Origin of the sequence: Brachybacterium sp. (genome assembly GCF_036379615.1) — a bacterium.
In the GTDB taxonomy this organism is placed as follows: domain Bacteria; phylum Actinomycetota; class Actinomycetes; order Actinomycetales; family Dermabacteraceae; genus Brachybacterium.
On the sequence record NZ_DASVGJ010000078.1, the window covers coordinates 39,258 to 58,026 of the forward strand.

At 70.1% G+C, this 18,769-nt stretch carries 14 protein-coding genes; 10 read left to right on the plus strand and 4 right to left on the minus strand.

The genetic code is table 11. The features are described 5' to 3' along the window. Positions 1-62: 62 nt before the first annotated feature. A complete protein-coding gene (locus tag VF289_RS18825) occupies positions 63-1,781 on the minus strand; it encodes a sodium:solute symporter family protein (protein WP_330885917.1) in 1,719 nt (572 codons plus the stop codon). A gap of 517 nt (positions 1,782-2,298) precedes the next feature. Between VF289_RS18825 and VF289_RS18830 the strand changes: the two genes are divergently transcribed. The 9 genes from VF289_RS18830 to VF289_RS18870 all read left to right on the plus strand — a co-directional run bounded on the left by VF289_RS18830 (position 2,299) and on the right by VF289_RS18870 (position 11,471). After that, the gene (locus VF289_RS18830) at positions 2,299-3,321 is read left to right on the plus strand and encodes a Gfo/Idh/MocA family oxidoreductase (protein WP_330885918.1); all 1,023 of its coding nucleotides are present in this window, start codon (positions 2,299-2,301) and stop codon (positions 3,319-3,321) included. 265 nt (positions 3,322-3,586) lie between these two features. After that, positions 3,587-5,017 (plus strand): N-acetylglucosamine/diacetylchitobiose ABC transporter substrate-binding protein, encoded by a 1,431-nt coding sequence (gene ngcE / locus VF289_RS18835; RefSeq protein ID WP_330885921.1) that lies wholly within the window; start codon positions 3,587-3,589, stop codon positions 5,015-5,017. Continuing rightward, complete coding sequence (locus VF289_RS18840) at positions 5,017-5,937, plus strand: sugar ABC transporter permease (protein ID WP_330885923.1); 921 nt, start codon at positions 5,017-5,019, stop codon at positions 5,935-5,937. Before ngcE ends, VF289_RS18840 begins: the two co-directional genes overlap by 1 nt. Then, a complete protein-coding gene (locus VF289_RS18845) occupies positions 5,937-6,914 on the plus strand; it encodes a carbohydrate ABC transporter permease (RefSeq protein WP_330885924.1) in 978 nt (325 codons plus the stop codon). Before VF289_RS18840 ends, VF289_RS18845 begins: the two co-directional genes overlap by 1 nt. A gap of 139 nt (positions 6,915-7,053) precedes the next feature. Beyond that, entirely contained in the window at positions 7,054-7,950 is an 897-nt protein-coding gene (locus VF289_RS18850; RefSeq protein WP_330885926.1) for a MurR/RpiR family transcriptional regulator, read from the plus strand. A gap of 67 nt (positions 7,951-8,017) precedes the next feature. Continuing rightward, a complete protein-coding gene (locus VF289_RS18855) occupies positions 8,018-8,878 on the plus strand; it encodes an endonuclease/exonuclease/phosphatase family protein (RefSeq protein WP_330885928.1) in 861 nt (286 codons plus the stop codon). Positions 8,879-8,944: 66 nt separating this feature from the next. Then, positions 8,945-9,877, plus strand: a complete 933-nt coding sequence (locus VF289_RS18860) for a hypothetical protein (protein WP_330885930.1) — start codon at positions 8,945-8,947, stop codon at positions 9,875-9,877. Continuing rightward, positions 9,874-10,194: a hypothetical protein gene (locus tag VF289_RS18865; protein ID WP_330885931.1), complete on the plus strand. Its 321-nt coding sequence runs from the start codon at positions 9,874-9,876 to the stop codon at positions 10,192-10,194. Before VF289_RS18860 ends, VF289_RS18865 begins: the two co-directional genes overlap by 4 nt. A gap of 275 nt (positions 10,195-10,469) precedes the next feature. Further along, positions 10,470-11,471 (plus strand): LacI family DNA-binding transcriptional regulator, encoded by a 1,002-nt coding sequence (locus tag VF289_RS18870; protein ID WP_330885933.1) that lies wholly within the window; start codon positions 10,470-10,472, stop codon positions 11,469-11,471. 49 nt (positions 11,472-11,520) lie between these two features. On the opposite strand, the gene VF289_RS18875 is transcribed toward VF289_RS18870, so the two are convergent. Genes VF289_RS18875 through VF289_RS18885 form a run of 3 tightly spaced genes read right to left on the minus strand, consistent with a single transcriptional unit; the run spans position 11,521 to position 15,278 of the window. Beyond that, the gene (locus VF289_RS18875; RefSeq protein ID WP_330885935.1) at positions 11,521-12,474 is read right to left on the minus strand and encodes a carbohydrate ABC transporter permease; all 954 of its coding nucleotides are present in this window, start codon (positions 12,472-12,474) and stop codon (positions 11,521-11,523) included. Further along, positions 12,471-13,514, minus strand: a complete 1,044-nt coding sequence (locus VF289_RS18880) for an ABC transporter permease subunit (RefSeq protein ID WP_330885937.1) — start codon at positions 13,512-13,514, stop codon at positions 12,471-12,473. Before VF289_RS18880 ends, VF289_RS18875 begins: the two co-directional genes overlap by 4 nt. 60 nt (positions 13,515-13,574) lie before the next feature. Next, positions 13,575-15,278: an extracellular solute-binding protein gene (locus tag VF289_RS18885; protein WP_330885939.1), complete on the minus strand. Its 1,704-nt coding sequence runs from the start codon at positions 15,276-15,278 to the stop codon at positions 13,575-13,577. A 467-nt stretch (positions 15,279-15,745) separates the two neighbouring features. Here VF289_RS18885 and VF289_RS18890 point away from each other — a divergent pair, with 467 nt between their 5' ends. Beyond that, entirely contained in the window at positions 15,746-18,748 is a 3,003-nt protein-coding gene (locus VF289_RS18890; protein WP_330885941.1) for a glycoside hydrolase family 3 C-terminal domain-containing protein, read from the plus strand. Positions 18,749-18,769: the final 21 nt, after the last annotated feature.

Sequence of the window (18,769 nt, forward strand, 5' to 3'; positions counted from 1 at the left end):
ACCGGCGCAGGCGCGGTCACGCAGGAACAGGGCGTCAGCCGGGTCGGCGACGCCGGGTGGGATCAGTTCTCGGTGCCGCGACCCGCGGTGACGGCGTCGCCGCCGCCGGTCGGGCCCTCCTCGGAGGCCGGCGTCTCCTCGTCGAAGTCGCCGGTGATCCTCTTGATCACCGAGTAGTCGAAGTTCTGGCTCGAGCGGACGCTCAGCAGGTAGCAGACCAGGAAGGAGACCGAGTAGGCGACAAGCGAACCCGAGAGGGTCTCGAAGTCGCGCAGGTAGCCGAAGCCGAAGGGCAGCACGGCGAGGCTCGCGACCGCGCCGATGATCACCGCCGGGCGCAGTCCGAAGAAGCCGAAGGACATGATGCCGAGCACCACGCCCACCCCGACGATGGCGAGCAGCTCGACGAACAGCGCCCAGGCACCGGTGAGGGGGATCAGCTGGAAGCGCACCGGCAGGAACACCACCAGCGCCGCGATCACGGAGATCGTGAACGCCTTGTTGGTGACCTTCTTCCAGTAGAAGGAGGCGATGACCGGGAACACCAGGCAGCCCCACAGAGCGCCGACGAAGACCAGCAGGTCCAGGATGTTGAACCGGGCGGTGGCGAAGTACAGCGCCAGGCCTGTCGCGACGATCATCGTGAGGCGGCCGATGAGGATCATCAGCTTGGGGTTCACGTTCTTGCGACCCACGGACTGGCCGTAGATGTCGGTCATGACGATCGAGCTCAGCGCCGCAAGATCGGAGTCCGCGGTCGAGGACAGCGAGCCGATGATCATGATGAACGCGAGCGCCACCAGGGCGACCGGCAGGTAGCTGCCCACCATCTGGGGCATGAGGTTGTTGACGTCGCCACCCATGGGCTCGATGCCCAGGTACAGGGCCATCACGCCGAGCATGCCCACGCCGATCACGGTCGCGCCGTAGCCGATGGTGGCGGTGATGAAGGTGGGCTTGATGAGGTCCTCGCGCACCGCGAAGAGGCGCTGGGCGATGGTCTGGTTGCCGATCGCGTAGGCGAGCACCGCGGCGATGTAGGGGGCGCCCTGGTTCATGAAGGCGTCCGAGGAGAAGAAGCTCTCCTGCTGCGGGGTGACGTGGCCGCTCGCGACCCCTGCGGCGAACATCGAGGGTCCGCCGGCGAGGAAGAAGACGGCGGGGATGATGATGACGGCCGCCCCGAGCATCGCCATGACCTGCGAGAAGTCCGTCAGCACGGAGGCGCGGAAGCCGGACCACAGCGTGTACAGCAGCACGCCGGCCGCGATGATGAGGATGCCGTGACCGAAGGTCATCGGGGAGAGCATCGCGATGATCGCGCCGCCGGCGATGAAGTTCGAGGTCAGGGAGATGACCGAGCCGAGCACGTTGGAGCCGGCGAGCATCAGCTGCGAGGAGCGGCCGTGGCGGGCGTACATCACCTCGGCCAGGGTGTGGGCGCGGGGCGCGACGGCGCGGATCCGCTTGCCGAAGGGGTAGATGAACAGGATCATCAGAGCGCCCCAGAGCCCGTAGTGGATGGGGCCGGAGACGCCGTAGGTGTATCCCGCGGTGACCGAGGCGTACATCGAGGACGCCCAGATCCAGGTGGCGGTCATCGACGCGGCGGAGACGCCGAAGCCGATCTTGTTGCCGGCGGTCATGTAGTCGTCGGCGTTCTCCTGCTTGCGGGAGATCGCGACCGACATCCACATCGTGCCCCCGTAGAACAGGAGCAGGAGCAGGATCACTCCCACGATCCCGAGCTGGACGATCTCTCCTGAAGGCGCAGGCGGCACAGTACTTCCTTTCGTCGCGGACAACCGATCTCGTGCATCCGGTCCTCCGCGAGCTGCGCAGCGCATGCTGAACTCGGGGCGGTGCCCTGCGGCGGGCCGACCGGCGGTGGGCCCCGTCTCTGCGTGCCGGTCCTCGTCGACCCGGGCGGTGCCATGCACCTGCTCCGGGGAGGGGACGGCGGCCGCGGTGTCTCGCCCGTCAGGGTCGGGCCGCGGCTCGGTCGCAAGTGGAGCCGTATAGATACTCGCACAGTGATCGGCCGATTACTACTCGGTCAATAACGCGCCGATAACTCATGCAGGTCAGAACACTTTATTCGATTGTCGGACAACCTGATCCCGGGTGGACCTGCGCTCCGCCTGCATGACGATGCATCGGCCGACGGGTACCGCCCCTTCGCTGCATCGCACGCACTGCATCACACGGCATCACGTGGTGCCGCCGCGAGCGGTCCCCGTACAGTGACGCCCATCGACAGGCGCCGCACGGACGCGGCCCGGGATCAGGAGGACGAGGATGACCAGGCGCATCGGACTGATCGGCTGCGGGGACGTCTCCGTGGTCCACTTCGAGGCGATTCGGGACATCGAGGGCCTCGAGCTGGTGGGCGTCGCGGACACCGATCCGCAGGCCCTGGCTCGCGCCACCGAGGCGACCGGTGCTCCCGGCTTCGCGAGCACGCAGGAGCTGATCGACGCCGTCCGCCCGGAGGCCGTGCACGTGACCACCCCGCACCACGCGCATGTGGGCCCCTCGCTCACCGCGCTCGAAGCCGGCGTGCATGTGCTGCAGGAGAAGCCGCTCGCGCACACCCTCGAGGAGGGACAGCGCCTGGTCGAGGCGCTCGCCGCCTCCCCCGCCGGCGGGCCCAAGGTGGGCGTCTGCTTCCAGAACCGCTACAACCTGGCCAGCCAGCGTCTGCACGAGATGCTGGGTTCCGGTGAGCTCGGCGCGGTGCGCGGCGCCTGGGCCTCGGTGGTCTGGACCCGCAGCGCCGACTACTACCGCGCGAAGCCCTGGCGCGGCACCTGGGAGGGCTCCGGCGGCGGACTGCTGATCAACCAGGCGATCCACACCCTGGACCTGGTGCAGTGGCTGCTGGGCGGAGTCGAGCGCACCGAGGGCCACGTCGCGACCCGCAAGTACGGCGACGTGATCGAGGTCGAGGACACCGCCGAGCTGCTGCTGCACCATCCCGGCGGCGTGACCACCTCGTTCTACGCGACCCTCACCGCGCCGCAGCATCGCCCGGTGGAGCTGGAGCTGGACTGCGAGAACGCCTACGTGGTGCTGCGCGGCGGCACCGACGGCGGGCTCACCATCCGCTGGACCGACGGCCGGGTGGACACCGTCGGCGAGCGCTCGGTGACCTCCGGCGGTCGCTCCTACTGGGGCGTCTCCCACGAGCTGCTCATCCGGGACTTCTACGAGCACCTCGAGGATCCCGAGCCGTTCTGGATCGGCCCCGGCGAGGCGATGACGTCGCTGGAGATCCTCAAGGAGGCGTACCGGCTCAGCGGGGTGGGCCCGCAGGGCTGAGTCGAGGCGAGCGCGCCGGCCCTGCCCGATGGCGGGAGCCGCCGAGGGAGGCGCCAAGGGGGCCGCCGACGGGGCCGCCGACGGCCATTGAGGGCACAGAGCCGGCCCGACGCCACACGGCGATGCACCCCCGGCTCCGCCATCGTGAAAATTGTTAACGCGATGACGCTCAACCAGGGCGTAGATTTTCACCCCGAGGTCACCGAGCTGTCACCTCGTTCGTCAACGCTGTCGGTGTCACCCTCCGGACACCGAAAGGCACGTCATGTCTTCAGCGCTCCTCGGCTCGCGTCACCTCTCCCACCGCTCCCCCTCTCCCTCGCGCCGCTCCGTCCTCGGGCTCGTCGGCGCATTGGGTGCCCTCGGCCTCTCCGCCTGTGCCACCTCCGGCGCCCCTGCCGGGGGTGAGGCCGCACCCGCCGCCGAGACCAGCCCCGAGAACCCTTTCGGCGTCACCGGCGGCGAACTCAAGGCCTTCGTGTTCGACGGTGGGAACGGGCTCCCCCACCTGGACCTCGCCGAAGAGCTGCTGCTCGCCAAGCACCCAGAGCTCACCTCCGACATCGTGGGCACCGAGGACCTCAGCACCCTGCAGCCGCAGTTCGTGAACCAGACGCCCCCGGACCTCTTCCAGAACTCGGGCGCCGGCGCGCTGGACGTCACCTCCCTCAGCGCCAACCAGCAGCTGGCGACCCTCGAGGATCTGCTCGCCGCCCCCAGCTGGGACGACCCGGCGATCACCGTCGAGGAGTCGCTGAACCCGGGCATCCGCGAGGAGGGCATGATCAACGGCCAGCTCGTGGGCCTGAACACGGTGCAGTACGCCTGGGGCATCTGGCGCGACGCGGCCCTGTTCGAGGAGAAGGGCTGGGAGATGCCCCGCACCTGGGACGAGCTGATGAGCCTGTCCACCGACATCAAGGCCGACGGCATCCACCCCTGGGCCTTCACCGGCATGCACCCCAGCTACTTCGACGAGGGCGTGCTCCAGCCGCTGGTCTCCAAGATCGGCGGCCAGGAGGTGTGGAAGAACGTGGACAACCTCGAGGAGGGCGCCTGGCAGCAGGACGCGATCCGCGAGGCCGCCGAGGCGCTGCTCCAGCTGCGCACCGATGAGCTGATCCTGCCCGGCGTCGCCCAGATGACCCACATCCAGTCGCAGACGGCCTGGCTGAACCACGAGGCCGCGTTCATCCCCGTCGGCGCCTGGCTCGAGAACGAGATGAAGTCCGCGATCCCCGAGGGCTTCCGCATGGCCGCCGCCGCGCTCCCCTCCCCCGATCCCGCGTTGGCGGATCTGACGCCGAACAACGCCGGCGCCGGCTGGTACGTGCCGGCGGCGGCCGCGAACCAGCCCTCCGCCTTCGAGTTCCTGCGCGCGCTGCTGTCCAAGGAGGTCTCGCGGAAGTACGCCGAGCTCAGCAACAGCGTGACCATGGTCGCCGGCGCCCACGAGGGCCAGGAGCTCAGCGAGGCCTTCGGCACCATCACCGAGATGATCGATCGCTCCCACCAGGTCGAGCCGTGGCAGCGCGTGAAGTACTCCGCCTGGTACCCCTCGATGGCGGAGGAGACCCGCGCGGCGCTGATGGCGCTGGTGCTCGGCGATCTCGACGTGGACGGCTTCCTCACCCGCTGCCAGGCCAAGGCCGACGAGGTGGCGAAGGACGACGCGATCACCAAGCAGACCCGCTGATGCATCAGCGCGGACGGTGGTGGCTGATCATCACCTTCATCACGCCGGGCCTCGCGCTGTACGCGGTGTTCGTGCTCTCGAGCTTCGCGCAGGGGGTCCAGATCTCCTTCACGAACTGGACCGGGTTCTCGCCGTCGCTGGAGTACGTGGGGCTGGACAACTACGTGCGGATGGCGCGGGACAGCAGCTGGTGGCGGGCGGTGTCCCACAACGCCGCGCTGCTGGTGGTGATCCCCGTGGCCACCCTGGGGCTCGCGATGCTGTTCGCGGCGCTGATCACCCGGGGTGGCGCGGGCACCCTCCGCGCCACCCGCGGTGCGGACCTCTACCGGGTGCTGTTCTTCTTCCCGCAGGTGGTGCCGGTGGTGATCATCGGCATCATGTTCAGCTACCTCTACTCCTCACGGGGCGGGCTGCTGGACGGGATGCTGCGGGCGCTGGGCACCGACGTGCTGGAAGTGGTCCCGAACGGGCCGCTGGGGAACCCTCGCACGATCCTGCTGGCGATCGCGCTGGCGGCGGTGTGGTCCTCCGTCGGCTTCTACATGGTGCTCTTCCTCTCCGCGATGAGCGGAGTGCCGCAGGAGCTGTACGAGGCGGCCGCGTTGGACGGGGCCGGGAGGGTGCGGAGCTACTTCCACGTGACCCTGCCGCTGATCTGGTCCCACGCCCAGACCGCCCTGATCTACCTGGGCATCGGCACTCTGGATTCGTATGCGCTGATCGCCGTGATGTCCATGACCGGGACGGCGGCGGACTTCGGGGCCGACGTGATGTCGACCTATCTGTACCGCACGGCGTTCTCCTTCAACTCGCAGTTCGGCTACGCCTCCGCGATGGGCACCGTGATGATGCTCGGCTCGGTCGCGCTGGCCCTGCTCACCTATCGGCTCACCAAGCGCGAGGAGCTCGAGTACTGATGACCGCCCCGTCCTCCTCCACCACGCAGACCGCTGCCACGTCTGACCCCACCCCGTCGGGCACCGACCCGTCGGTCTCCCCGTCGGGCACCGGCCCGTCGGCCTCACCTGTGCGGCCGGGCCGCAGGCGGAGCTCCGCGCTGCTGTCCGGCACCCCGCACCTGATCCTGCTGCTGTGGGCCCTGGCCGTGCTGATCCCGCTGGCCTGGATCGTGATCTCCTCCCTGAAGACGAACGAGGAGATCTACAACAGCCCGTTCGGCCTGCCCGGAGAGCTGCGGCTGGGCATCTACATCGCGGCCTGGCAGGAATCGAACATCGGCGCCTACTTCGCCAACACCATGATCGTGGTGTGCGGCGGGGTCCTGCTGACGATGCTGCTGGCCGTGATGACGGCCTACGTGATGGCCCGCTATCCCTTCCCCGGCAGCCGGATCCTGTATTGGCTGTACCTCGCGGGGATGACCTTCCCGGTGTTCCTGGCGATCGTGCCGCTGGTGCGGATCGTCCAGTCGCTGGGCCTGTTCCAGACGAGCACCGGCCTGGTCCTGGTCTACGCGGCCTTCTCGCTCCCGTTCTCGATCTTCTTCCTCACCGGCTTCTTCCGCAGCCTGCCCACGGAGCTCTCGGAGGCGGCCTTCCTCGACGGGGCGGGGCACTTCGGGGTGTTCTTCCGGATCATGCTGCCGCTGGCCCGGCCCGGCCTGGTCTCGATCGGGGTGTTCAACTTCCTGGGGCAGTGGAACCAGTTCCTGCTCCCCCAGGTGCTGAACCCCCAGCAGGACGAATCGCGGTCGAACTTCGTGCTCAGCCAGGGCCTGGTGGCGCTCGCGCTCGGGGAGAACTACGAGACCTCGCCGACGTCGATGGCCCAGCTGTTCGCCGGCCTGATCATCTCGATGCTGCCGGTGCTCGTGCTGTACATCGTCTTCCAGCGCCAGGTGCAGGAGGGCCTGAGCGCCGGGGCCCTGAAGTGACCGGAGCCCTCACGTGAGCGGCTCCCCCACGCCCCGGTCCCCCACCACCGCTCTGCTCGCCGTTGCACCGCCCATGCCATGATGCCGGGCACCGACGCTTCCGGCACCCGCCCGGACCTCAGCACCAGGAAGGCCCTCGATGCCCCCGACCGCCCCGAGCCCGCACGAGGACACGTCCCTCGAGCAGCTGCCCGTGCTCGCGCTGCTGCGGGCCGCTCTGCCCACTCTCTCCCCCCAGCTGCAGCAGCTGGCACGCCTCGCCCTCGAATCCCCGGCCGAGGTGGGGCGGATGACCATCACGGAGTATGCAGAACGGGCGGGGTCATCGGCCGCCTCGGTGACACGGCTGTGCCGCACTCTCGGGATCGAGAGGTTCACCCGGCTGCGGACCGAGCTGGTGCTGGCCGCCGACCGCACCGAATCGTCGCACTCCCCGCGGATCACGGGCGACATCACCGACCGCACCCCGCTGCCCGAGCTGGTCACCAGCCACTCCGTGCTCAGCGCCCGCTCGATGGAGGAGACCGCGCGGCTGCTCGATCCGGGAACCTTCGAGGAGGTCGTCCGGGTGCTCGGCGAGGCCGGGCATGTCTATGCGATGGGTGCCGGCTCCGCGCACATGATCGCGGTGTCCCTCGAGCACAAGCTGCGCAGCCTCTCCGTCCCCGCCACCACCTTCCACGACCCGCCCTCGGCAGTGATCGGACTGGCAGCGGCCCGTCCCGGCGACGTGCTGGTGGTGGTCTCCGAGACCGGGACCGCGTCCGAGACCGTCCCGCAGCTCGCCGAGGCGGCACGTCGCGGCTGCCGCACGGTGCTCATCACCCGATTGTCGACCTCCCCCGCGGCCGAGCTCGCCGATCACGTGCTCCTCGCGGTCCAGGACCGCACGCCGCTGCGCACCGGGGCGCTGACCAGTCGCATCCCCGAGCTGTTCCTCACCGACTGCCTCGCCAGCGGCATCGTGGTCCGTCACCACGAGCGATCGCTCGAGGCACTCGGCTCGGTGGAGGAGGCGCTCGAGCGCTACTGGTGACCCTCCTGCCCCTGCCCCCGTCCACTTCGCCTCTGCCGCCCGCACCGCACCACGTCCAGGAGTCCGCATGACCTCGACCGCACCCTCCGTCCCCGACACCGACGGGACCCCGCCGGGCGGCGCCCTGCACGTGATGAGCTTCAACGCTCTCTTCCAGACGGACCGCTCGACTCCCGAGGACCCCGGGCACTGGCCGCATCGCGCCCCGGCGATCGAGGCGCTGATGGCCGCCGAGCAGCCGCATCTGCTGGGGCTGCAGGAGATGCAGGGCTGGACCTTCGGCCCGATCGAGGCGGGGCTCGGTCCCCACCACCGCAGCCTGGGCGTCGGGACCGCAGGTGGGAACGAGGGCCTGATCAACCCGATCTTCTACGACACGCGCCGGCTCGAGCTGCTGACCTGGAACCAGTTCTGGCTCTCGGACCGGCCCCGGGAGGTCGGCTCACGGACCTGGGGGAACGCCGGGCCCCGGGCCGCTGTGTGGGCCCGCTTCCGGGACCTCGAGACCGGCGGGGAGCTGGTGCACCTGAACACCCATCTGGATCACGTGATCACCCAGGCCCAGGTCAAGGGGGCGCAGCTGGTGGCGGACCATCTCCGTCAGTTCCACCTCTTCGGCCTGCCCACGATCACGACCGGTGATTTCAACGCGGTCGCCGAGGACTCGCCGGCCTACACGGTGCTGGTGGATGACTTCGGACTGCAGGACTCCTGGCGCACTGCGCAGCAGCGGCTGAGTCCCGCATGGAGCACATTCCCTCATTTCGGCGAGGCGGAGGAGTCCGACTTTCGCATCGACTGGATACTGCTCAGCCAGGACGCGCACGTGCTCGATGCGACGATCAATGCGGCGCGTCCGGGCGGGATCTGGCCGAGTGATCATCTCCCCGTCCAGGCCCGCGTGCTGCTTCCCGCCGGAGCCGGTTGATTCCCCCCTGATCCGGGCGCGGACCGCGGTCCCGCGCCGACCCTGCTCGCCGTTACGCTCACCTCCATGACCCGCATCGGCATCGTGACCACCGACCCCGCGTTCTTCACCGGGGCGGACCCCGAGCGAGACAGCGCGCCATTGGTCGCCGCGCTGCGCGAGCGCGGGGTGCAGGCCGACGCGGTGGTCTGGCGCGGCACGGCTGCGGGCTCCGCCGAGGATCTCACCGCTTTCGACCTCCTCGTGCTGCGCAGTCCGTGGGACTACGCCCTGCATCCCGCGGAGTTCGATGCCTGGCTCGAGCGGGCGGAGACCTCGACCCGCGTGCTCAACGAGCCCGACCTGGTGCGTTGGAACATGGACAAGCGCTACCTCGCCCAGCTCGAGGCCGCCGGGATCGCCGTGGTCCCGACGGCCTACTGCGCGGACGAGGCCTCGGTGCGGGCGGCGCTCGCGGAGGCGGCCGACGGTTCGCACGTGGTCCTCAAGCCCACCGTCGGCGCCGGTTCCCAGCATGCAGGCCTGCACGCGGCCGACGACCCGGCCGCCCTCGAGCTGGCCCGCACGATCCTTGCCACCGGCTGCGAGGTCATGGTCCAGCCCGAGGTGCCCGAGCTGTCCGCGGGAGAGGAGAAGGCCGTGTACACGCTCGACGGCAGCTTCACGCACGCCATCGCCAAGGGGGCGCTGCTGGCCCGCGGCGGCGGGCTGCGCGGAGGCGTCTATCGGGAAGCCCCCCAGGCCGTGGTCGCCACCGACGCGGAGCGGGACTTCGCCGAACGGGTGCTCACGGCGGTCACGGCGGCGACGGGTCTGCCCACTCCCCTGTACGGGCGGATCGACCTCGTGGACACCGCGGAGCACGGACTGGTGCTGCTCGAGGCGGAGCTGTTCGAGCCCACCTTCAACCTCCACCTCGCGCCCGAGGTGGTGGAGCTCTTCACCGAGGCGATCCTGGCCCGGGCCCGTCAGGGCGGGCCGCGCCTGACGGCTCCGTGAACGGCGAGCACCTCGCCGGAGGGCATGGCGCCGACGAAGACCACTCCGGCGAGCACCACTCCCGGGGGCACCGCGCCGGCGGGTACGCCCTGGTCTTGGGCGTTCTGGCCGTGCTGTGCGCACTGATCCCCGTCATCGGCGACCTGGTCGCTGTGCCCCTCGCCCTGTTCGCGGTGGTGCTGGGAGTGATCGGGGTCGGCCACTACGACAGCGGCCGGGCTCCGCGGATGCTGCCCTCGGTGCTCGGCGCCCTGCTGGGGGCGATCGCGCTGCTGCTCGTGGTGGTCGCCGTCCTCGCGAGCAGCCCGCTGGGCTGAACGGGGGGGCACTGAGCTCAGGGCGCGGTGAACTCGGGCGCGGTGAACTCGGGTCGCGGTGAACTCGGAGCGCTCGGCACGGTCCCGGCTCCGCACGCGCCGAGCGCCCCGGACACGCGCCGCGCGCGTCATCGAAGCGTTTCAGCGAAATATCGTCGAAACTCCACCGTCCTGCCCTCTGACATGGGAGGATGTCCCCGACGGCGGAGCGCATCCGCTCGAGTCAGACCGTCACCCCTGAGAGACGAGGGGCCGCACGGCGGAGGGGATCGCAGATGGCCACGATGACCGACATCGCCCGGGCGGCGGGCGTCTCCCTGAGCACGGTCAGCTACGCGCTGAGCGGGAAGCGTCCGATCTCGGAGTCCACCCGGGCGCGCATCGATGCGGCGATCACGGAGCTCGAGTACCACCCCACCGCCAGTGCCCGGGCCCTCGCCCTGAAGCGCACCTCGCTGCTGGGCCTGGCCGTCCCCCAGCGTCCGGACGTCGATGACCACGTGATCATGGAGTTCGTCAGCTCGATCCTGAGCGCCGCGCACGAGGCGGACTACGACGTGGTGCTGGTGACCGCGGAGGATCGCACCCGCACCCTGCGCATCGTGGAGGAGGGCAAGGTCGACGCCCTGGTCGTCATGGACATCGTCGAGGACGACGAGCGCCTGCCCTCCCTCGCACGGCTCCACAGCCCCGTCGTGCTGATCGGCAACCCCCAGGATCCCGAGGGCCTGGCTTGCGTCGACTTCGACTTCCTCGCCGGGGCGATGCTCGCCGTGCGCGAGCTGCACGATCGCGGGGCGCACCGCATCGCGATGCTCAAGCCTCCGTCGGCCGGACCCGGCGGACCGGTCCCCACCTATGCCCGGCGCGCCCGGCTGGGCTACACCATGGCCTGCGCCGAGCTCGGTCTCGAGGCCGAGGTGTGCGAGGTGGCGCCGGAGCCCGGGGCCGTCACCGCCTTCGTGCGGGAGCAGGTCCTGTCCGGTGCACGGTTCGACGGCCTGTTCGTGCATCACGAGCCGGCGCTCGCGATGCTGGGCAGGGCGATGTCGCAGCTCGGTGCGGTCTGCCCCGATCAGGTGCAGGTGGTCGCGATCGCACCGGCCGATGTCGCCAGCAACGGCCCGTGGGAGGTCTCCTCGGTGGACCTGCCGATCCCGGCGATCGGTCGCACCGCGGTCGCGATGGCCGTCGAACGGCTCGGCGACCGGGACGTGCCAGCCCACTCGCGGCAGCTCAGCCCCACCTTCATCCCCCGCGCGACCACTCGGCCCTGAGGCCGGGGCCCCGTCCTGGTCGTCGAGGACGGGGCCGGGGGTCCGTTCCTCAGCCCTTCACGGCGCCGGTGATCACGGCCTTGGTGAAGTGCTTCTGGATGAACGGGTACATGATGACGATCGGGATGATCGTGCAGACCACGGCCGCCATCTTCAGCGACGCCGCGGGGGCGTTCTCCATGCCGGAGGAGATGGCCGCCGCGGCGGCGGCGTCCTGGCCCGTCGGCCCCGAGGAGGCGAGCAGCCACTGCTGGATCAGCACCTGGATCGGCTTCACGTCCATCCCCGGCGTGTACAGCACGCCGAGGAAGTACGTGTTCCAGAAGCCCACCGCATAGAACAGTCCGATGACGGCGAGGATCGCCTTCGACATCGGCAGCACGATCCGGAAGAGGATCTTGAACTCCCCGGCGCCGTCGATCTTCGCGGCGTCGATGAGCTCCGGCGGCACGCTGTTCATGAAGAACGTCCGCAGCACGATCAGGTTCCAGGCGCTGAAGCACACGGGCAGGATGAGCGCCCACATGTTGTTCAGCAGGCCCAGGTTCTGGACCACCAGGTAGGACGGGTACATGCCCGGTGCGAAGAGCAGCGTGACGAGGATGGCCATGAGCAGCTTGGTGTGCCACAGCGTCCCTGGCCGGGAGAGACCGTAGGCCGCGCCCACCGTGAGCACGAGGCTCACCGCCGTGCCGACCACGGTCAGCATGATCGTGAACAGCAGCGATTGGGTGACGGCCCCGCCGGAGAGGATCTCCCGGTACGCCTGCAGGCTGAAGTCCGTGGGGAAGAGGACCAGGTCGCCACCTGCCCGTGTGAGGGCCTCCTCGCTCGCGAGGCTCGTGGCGAGGACCGCCCAGATCGGCACCAGGACGGCACCGGCGTAGAGGGCCAGGAACAGGCCCCGGAGGAGCTTCGCGGGGAGCGAGGGCTCCTCGTCCCAGATCGGGCGAGCTCGTTCTCTGGTGCGCTGTGCGAACAGCTTGGGGATCGGGATGCTCATGCCTTCTGGAACACCCCCTGCTCGCCGAGCCGGTGCGCGACGTGGTTGGCCGAGAGGATCAGCAGCAGCCCGATCACACCCTTGAACAGTCCCGCGGCCGTGCCGAGGGACTCGCCGTCGGATGCGAGGATCGTCCGGTAGTAGACGTAGGTGTCGAGCACCTCGGCCGTCTTCCAGCCGACGGCTTCTCGCTGAAGCTGGTACTGCTCGAAGCCGACGGTGAGGATCCCTCCCAGCTGGAGGATGAGCAGCAGCACGATCACCGGCCGGATCCCTGGCAGCGTGATGTGCCACAGGCGCTGCCAGCGGTTCGCGCCATCAGCCGCGGCCGCCTCGTAGAGGCTCGGGCTGATCGCCCCGAGCGCGGCGAGGAAGATGATCATCCCCCACCCCGCGTCCTTCCAGGTCCACTGCATCCACGCCAGGAACGTGAAGGTGTCCGGATCATTCATGATCTGGAGCCGTTCGGCGCCGATGCCCACCAGCCAGCGGCTGAGCAGGCCGTCCTGCCCGAGCACCTGCAGGAAGATCGTCACCACGAGCACCCAGGAGAAGAAGTACGGGAGGTAGACGATGGACTGGAACGAGTTGCGCAGCACCTTGGAGATCAGCCCGTGGACGACCAGCGCGAGGATGATCGAGAACGGGAAGACGAACAGCAGCTGTGCGAACGCGAACTTGAGGGTGTTCAGGAGCGCTTCCACGAAGTACGGATCCTGGAACAGCATCTGGAAGTAGGTGAACCCGATGACCGGGTTCTCCCACAGCGGCCGGTACGGGCTGAAGTCCATGAACGCGATGACGCTGAACAGGGAGGGCAGGTAGAAGAAGAACGCCAGCTGGAGCAGCGCCGGGAGCACGAGCAGCAGCAGGGGCCAGTCGCGCCGCAGCCTCGCTCGCAGCGGGATGCGCCGACGCACGCTGGACCGAGGCCTCTCGGAGGCGGCCGCCTCAGCCGCGAGAGGCTCCAGGACGGAGCCCGCCGGCCCGGTGGCCATGACCTCCGGGGCGGAGGCCCCTCCCGTGGAGCGGGGCGTCATCGGGTCCCGCCCCAACCGCGCGGATCTCCGACGCGGGTCGTGATCGGGGGACGGATCATCTCATTCCCCCTTCAGCGACGCGTGGACCTCTTGGTACACGGCGCGCGTCACATCGCCGCCGTCGGCCTTCCAGGTCGCGACCGCCTCGTCGAGGGTCGAGAGCTCGGCCCGTCCGTTGATGATGTCGTTGACCTTCTCGTCGAAGATCGTGCCGGCCTGGGCGGCGCCGTCCGGGGTGGTGATCCGCGCGGTCTCGAACTCATCCTTGACCAGCACCGGAAGCACGGAGGCGTTGAAGTCGAAGCGGCGCTGGACCAGGTCCGCCGGACCCTCGAGGAGGTTCTGGACCACTCCGCTCATCGCCGTGAAGGCGAAGGAGTCCTGCTTGGCGGCGATCCCGGCCTCGGTGAACGAGGGGCGGCCGTCCTCGCCGCGCTCGAAGTGCTCGCCCTCGATGCCGTAGACGATCATCTCCTGCTCGACGGTGCCCGCAGGAGAGGCGCACCAGTTCGCGACGTCGAGGATCTCCTCGATCTGCTCCTTCTCGAGCTGGTTGCTGAGGAACAGCCACCCGGAGACACCGCCCGCGCCGTGGTACATCGGCTCGCGGCCTTCGAAGGTCAGCGGCCCGAGAGCGTCGAGGACGAAGTCAGGGTTCTCACCGCTGGCCGCCACCTGAGCCGGGACGTCGATCCACCGGGACCACCCGTCCTGGTCGAAGAGGACATCGCCCGCACGCTGCGCGGCCTTGCCGTCGAAGGTGGGGGTGCCGACGTTCGGATGGACCAGGCCCTCCTCACGGATCTGACGCTGGAACGCGACCCATTCCTTGAACTCGGGCCGTTCGTTGTTGTGCACGATCTCGCCGTCCTGCGAGCTCCAGCCCGACCCGGGGGTGAGGCGGAACCAGGCGCTGGACATGTAGTCCGTGCCGCCGATGGCCCACCTGCCGGCGGGATCATCAGTCCACTCGCGCGCCACCTCGAGCAGCTCCTCGACGGTGGTGGGCACCTCGAGCCCGGCCTCCTCGAGCAGGTCGGCACGGTAGAAGAATCCGTTTCCGGGACCGCCGTTGGACGTCCACGGAATGCCGTAGATGCCGGAGGTCTCCTCGGGGTTCTCCGGGTCCTCGGCCCACACCGACGCGGCCCAGGCGGCGTCGCCGCGGCCGGCCAGGAGCGGCCAGCGTTCGGAGATGTCTCCGCTGAGGACCTCCGAGAGATTGGCGAAACGGTTGATGACAGTCGTGTCGAAGTTGGCGTCCGCCGAGGTCATCCAGGAGAACAGGAGGATGCCGTCGCCGAACTCCTGGGCCTTGATCCATTGCACCGAGGCTTCGGTGTAGGCATTGGGATCGTTCTGCACGAAGTTGATCCGAGTCCCTCCCATGGCCTCGGCCATGGCGGTGTAGTACGGATCGTCCTTCGCCATCGAGGGCCCCCAGTTGGGGACATAGATCGAATAGCTGCCCTCACCGCCGCGCGGCTCGGGGACCGCTTTCTGCACCGGATCCGGGTAGGTGAGATAGGCGCTGGGGTGGTCCGGGGGCTCGCCCACCAGATCCGGTTCCGCGGGCAGCGGCCATTCGGTGAACTCGGGGAGGATGTCCAGCTCCGAGTTCCGCATCTGGACGCTGCCTTCACCTCCGCTGATCTCACCACAGGACGTCAGCAGCGGGAGTCCCGCCGCGCACACGGACCCGAGCAGGCCGATCCTGACCAATGATCGGCGACGCACCGTCGGGGTCGTCAGTTTCTTCTTCATGATCCTGACCTCATCGTTGAGTGGGAGGACTACACGGGTCACAGCCGAGGTCCGGCTCCCGCGGCGTCAGAGTAGTCGAAGCGCTTCGACCCCGCAAGAGGGAAGCGCGAGAGGGAAGAGCGCCTCGTGCGGGACGCTCGCGAGACGGCATCATCGCCCCCTGGCGGGACGCTCACCACGGCCACTTCTTCGTGCTCCCAGCCTGGCCTGAGGGTCGAGCGCGGTGCCGACGGCAGCGGAGTCCGACAGCGCTGAGGGCGCGCCGCAGCGGACCCTTCCCCTCGCAGCGACACAGTCAGGGAAGTGTTGACCTGGCGATCGTCGAACCGATTCGATACGCTTTCGTCGAGGTTCCCCGATCCAGCCGCACCGACGCCGCATCGACGCCTCGCCTCACTCACCGCACCGCACCGCCAGTGACCGCCACCGGTCCTCACCCCTCGCTCCCGACGCCTGCCGAAGGATCCATGAGCTCGTCAGACCTCGCCGCCGCCCCCGGCGGCCGGCCCGCCGCCGCCGATCAGCGGCGTCTCGACCAGGCCCGAGCTCTGGTCGCACAGATGGAGATCGCCGAACGGATCGCGATGCTGCACCAGTACTCGCCGGGCGTGCCCCGCCTGGGGATCGGTCCCTTCGTGACCGGGACCGAAGGGGTGCACGGTGTCGCGTGGCGGGGCCTGGCCACGCAGTTCCCCCAGCCTGTGGGCATGGCGGCGAGCTGGGATCCGCAGCTGCTGGCCGCGGCGGCAGCGGTCACCGCGCAGGAGGTGCGGGAGCTCCATGCGGCCGATCCGTCCGTGAGCCTCAGCGTGTGGGCACCGGTGGTCAACTCCCTGCGGCACCCGTTGTGGGGTCGCACGGAGGAGGCCTACACCGAGGATCCGCTGCTGAACGCGGTCCTCGGCAGCGGGTTCTCCGGCGGGCTGCGAGGAGAGGACGACACCTGGCAGGTGCTGCCCACCCTGAAGCACTTCCTCGCGTACTCCCAGGAGACGGACCGGTGCGTGAGCGACTCCCAGCTCTCCCCGCGGGTGCTGCAGGAGTTCGAGCTGCCCGGCTTCACCGCGCCGCTCCGCAGCGGCCTCGCCGCCTCGGTGATGCTCTCGTACAACCTGGTCAACGGACGCCCCGCACACATCACCGACCTCCTGGAGACCTCGCTGCGGTCACTCCTGCCGGACCCTGATCTGCTGTTCGTGGTGACGGATGCGGGGGCGCCCTCGAACCTGTTCCGCGCGGAGAAGGTGGTGCCGGATGCGGCGAGCGCCTACGCCGCGATGCTGCGGGCGGGTGCGGACTCCTTCACCGATCACGACTCCGATCCGAGCGAGAGCGTCACGGCGATCACACAGGCGCTCGAGCGCGGGCTGATCGAGACCGCGCACGTGGACCGTGCCGTCGTGCGCCAGCTGGTGGCCCGGGCCCGCACCGGGGAGTTCGACGCCCTGCCCGATGCTCCGGCGACCGGCGCCTCGCACCTGCCCTCGGACCCGGCGCATCCGCAGCGCGTGACGCGCCGGGAGCTCGCCCGAGAGGTCGCCGTGCGTTCTGCGGTGCTGCTGGCTCGCGCCGACGGGACCGCGCTGCCGCTGCGCCCTGGAACCGTCGCCGTGCTCGGCGAGCAGGCGCATGCGGTGCTCGGGGACTGGTACAGCGGGGATCTCCACTCCCCCGTGTCACTCGCCGAGGCGCTCGGCGCTCCCGGCACGGCTCCGGGCCCGGTGCGCGCCTCCCGCCTGCTCGACCGGATCGGCCTGGACCTGATCGGCACCGGCTCGCTGCCCGGCGTGCCCGGCGCGGCCGGCTCCCCCGAGTCGGTGCTGCTCGCCCAGGATGGGTCGCTGCGCCTGCACCGACCGGCGGCGGACGTCCCCCGATCGGTCCTGCCGGGCGCGGCGGCGTTCGAGGTGCTCGACCTCGGGGAGGACGTCGTCGCACTGCGGGAGACCACCACCGGGCTGCTGGTCACCGCCGATGACCGGGGCCAGCTCGTCGCCGCCGGCACGAGGATCGGCGGCTGGGTGGTGCAGGAGACGTTCCGGCGCATCACCTCGGTGGATGGCAGCTGGCAGCTGCAGCACCTGGGCAGCGGTCGCTTCGTGGGCCTCGAGCACCACACCGGAGCGCTCGTGCTGCGCACCGCGTCGCCGAGCTCCGCGGCGCGCTTCGCCGCCCGGGTCCACGAGAGCGCGGCCGCGGCGTTCGCGCAGGCCGCCGACGGCGCCGAGACGGTGGTGCTCGTGCTGGGCAATGAGCCCCATGTGCACGGCCGGGAGACCGAGGACCGCCCGCACGCGCGGCTCTCCGGCCCCGACCGGGCCGCCGCTGAGCTCCTCGCCGCACTGCCGCAGGAGGTCGCGACGGTCCTGGTGATCACCTCCTCCTACCCCTACGACCTCGAGGGCCTCGAGGAGCGGGTGGGGGCCGTGGTGTGGTCGGCGCATGCCGGGGAGGCGGAGGGCGAGGCCCTCGCAGATCTGCTCACCGGGCGGCGCGACTTCTCCGGGCGCCTGGCCCAGACCTGGCCGGACTCGAGCCCTCTGCCGTCGGTGCTGGACTACGACGTCATCACCACCGGGTCGACGTACCTCTACGGGCAGGGAGCCCGCTTCCCCTTCGGCCACGGCCTCGCCGTGGACGCGGCGCGCTGGAGCGACGTCGGGGTCACGGCGGGCCCCGAGGCCGTGCGCGTCACCGTGGCTCTCACCGCCCCGGCCGAGCGCCGCACCGCCGGCAGGCTCCATGACGTGGTGCAGGTGTACGCGCAGATGCCGGAGTCCTCGTTCTCCCGCAGGCCGTACACCGTGCCGGAGACGCGACTGGTCGGCTTCGACGTGGTCGCCCTCGAGCACGAGCCCCGCTCCGGGGCGCCGTCGACGGTCGCCGGCACGACCACCACCCCGACCACGACCACGATCGAGATCCCCTACGACCGTCTCGCGCTGTTCGCCGCGGACCGTGAGGGCTGGGAGCTGCCGGACGGCCCCGTCATCGTGCAGGTGGCACGCTCCAGCCGGCACGTCGTGGCCGCCGAGGAGATCAGCATCCCGCGCGCCCACCTCGCGGCGCATCCGGTGCCCGCCGCCCCTCAGGATCTCGTCCCCGCCGCCCGGGCGGAGGAGACGGATGGTCTGGCCCGCTGCGCCGCCACGCTCCTGGAGGGCACCGAGCTGCGGCCTGTCACCGGCGCCTCGGGCACCGCAGATTTCGTGCTCGACGCGGGGACCCTGGTCACCGCGCTGGAGACCCGCCCGCTGGACGTCGGCTCCCTCGATGTCAGCGCCGTCGACCCCGCCACGCCCCACCCCGCCGCCGTGCTCATCGCACCGGACGCCGCCGATCCGTCGGCCGCCGCGGCACTCCCCCTGCCCCACCGGGTCTCCGCCCTGGACGCCGGCCCCACCGGTCGCGTCCGAGTGCGGCTCTCCGGTCCGCACGCGCTCACCGGGCTCCGGCTCGAGCGCCCCTGAGCTCTTCCCCACCCTGGAGGT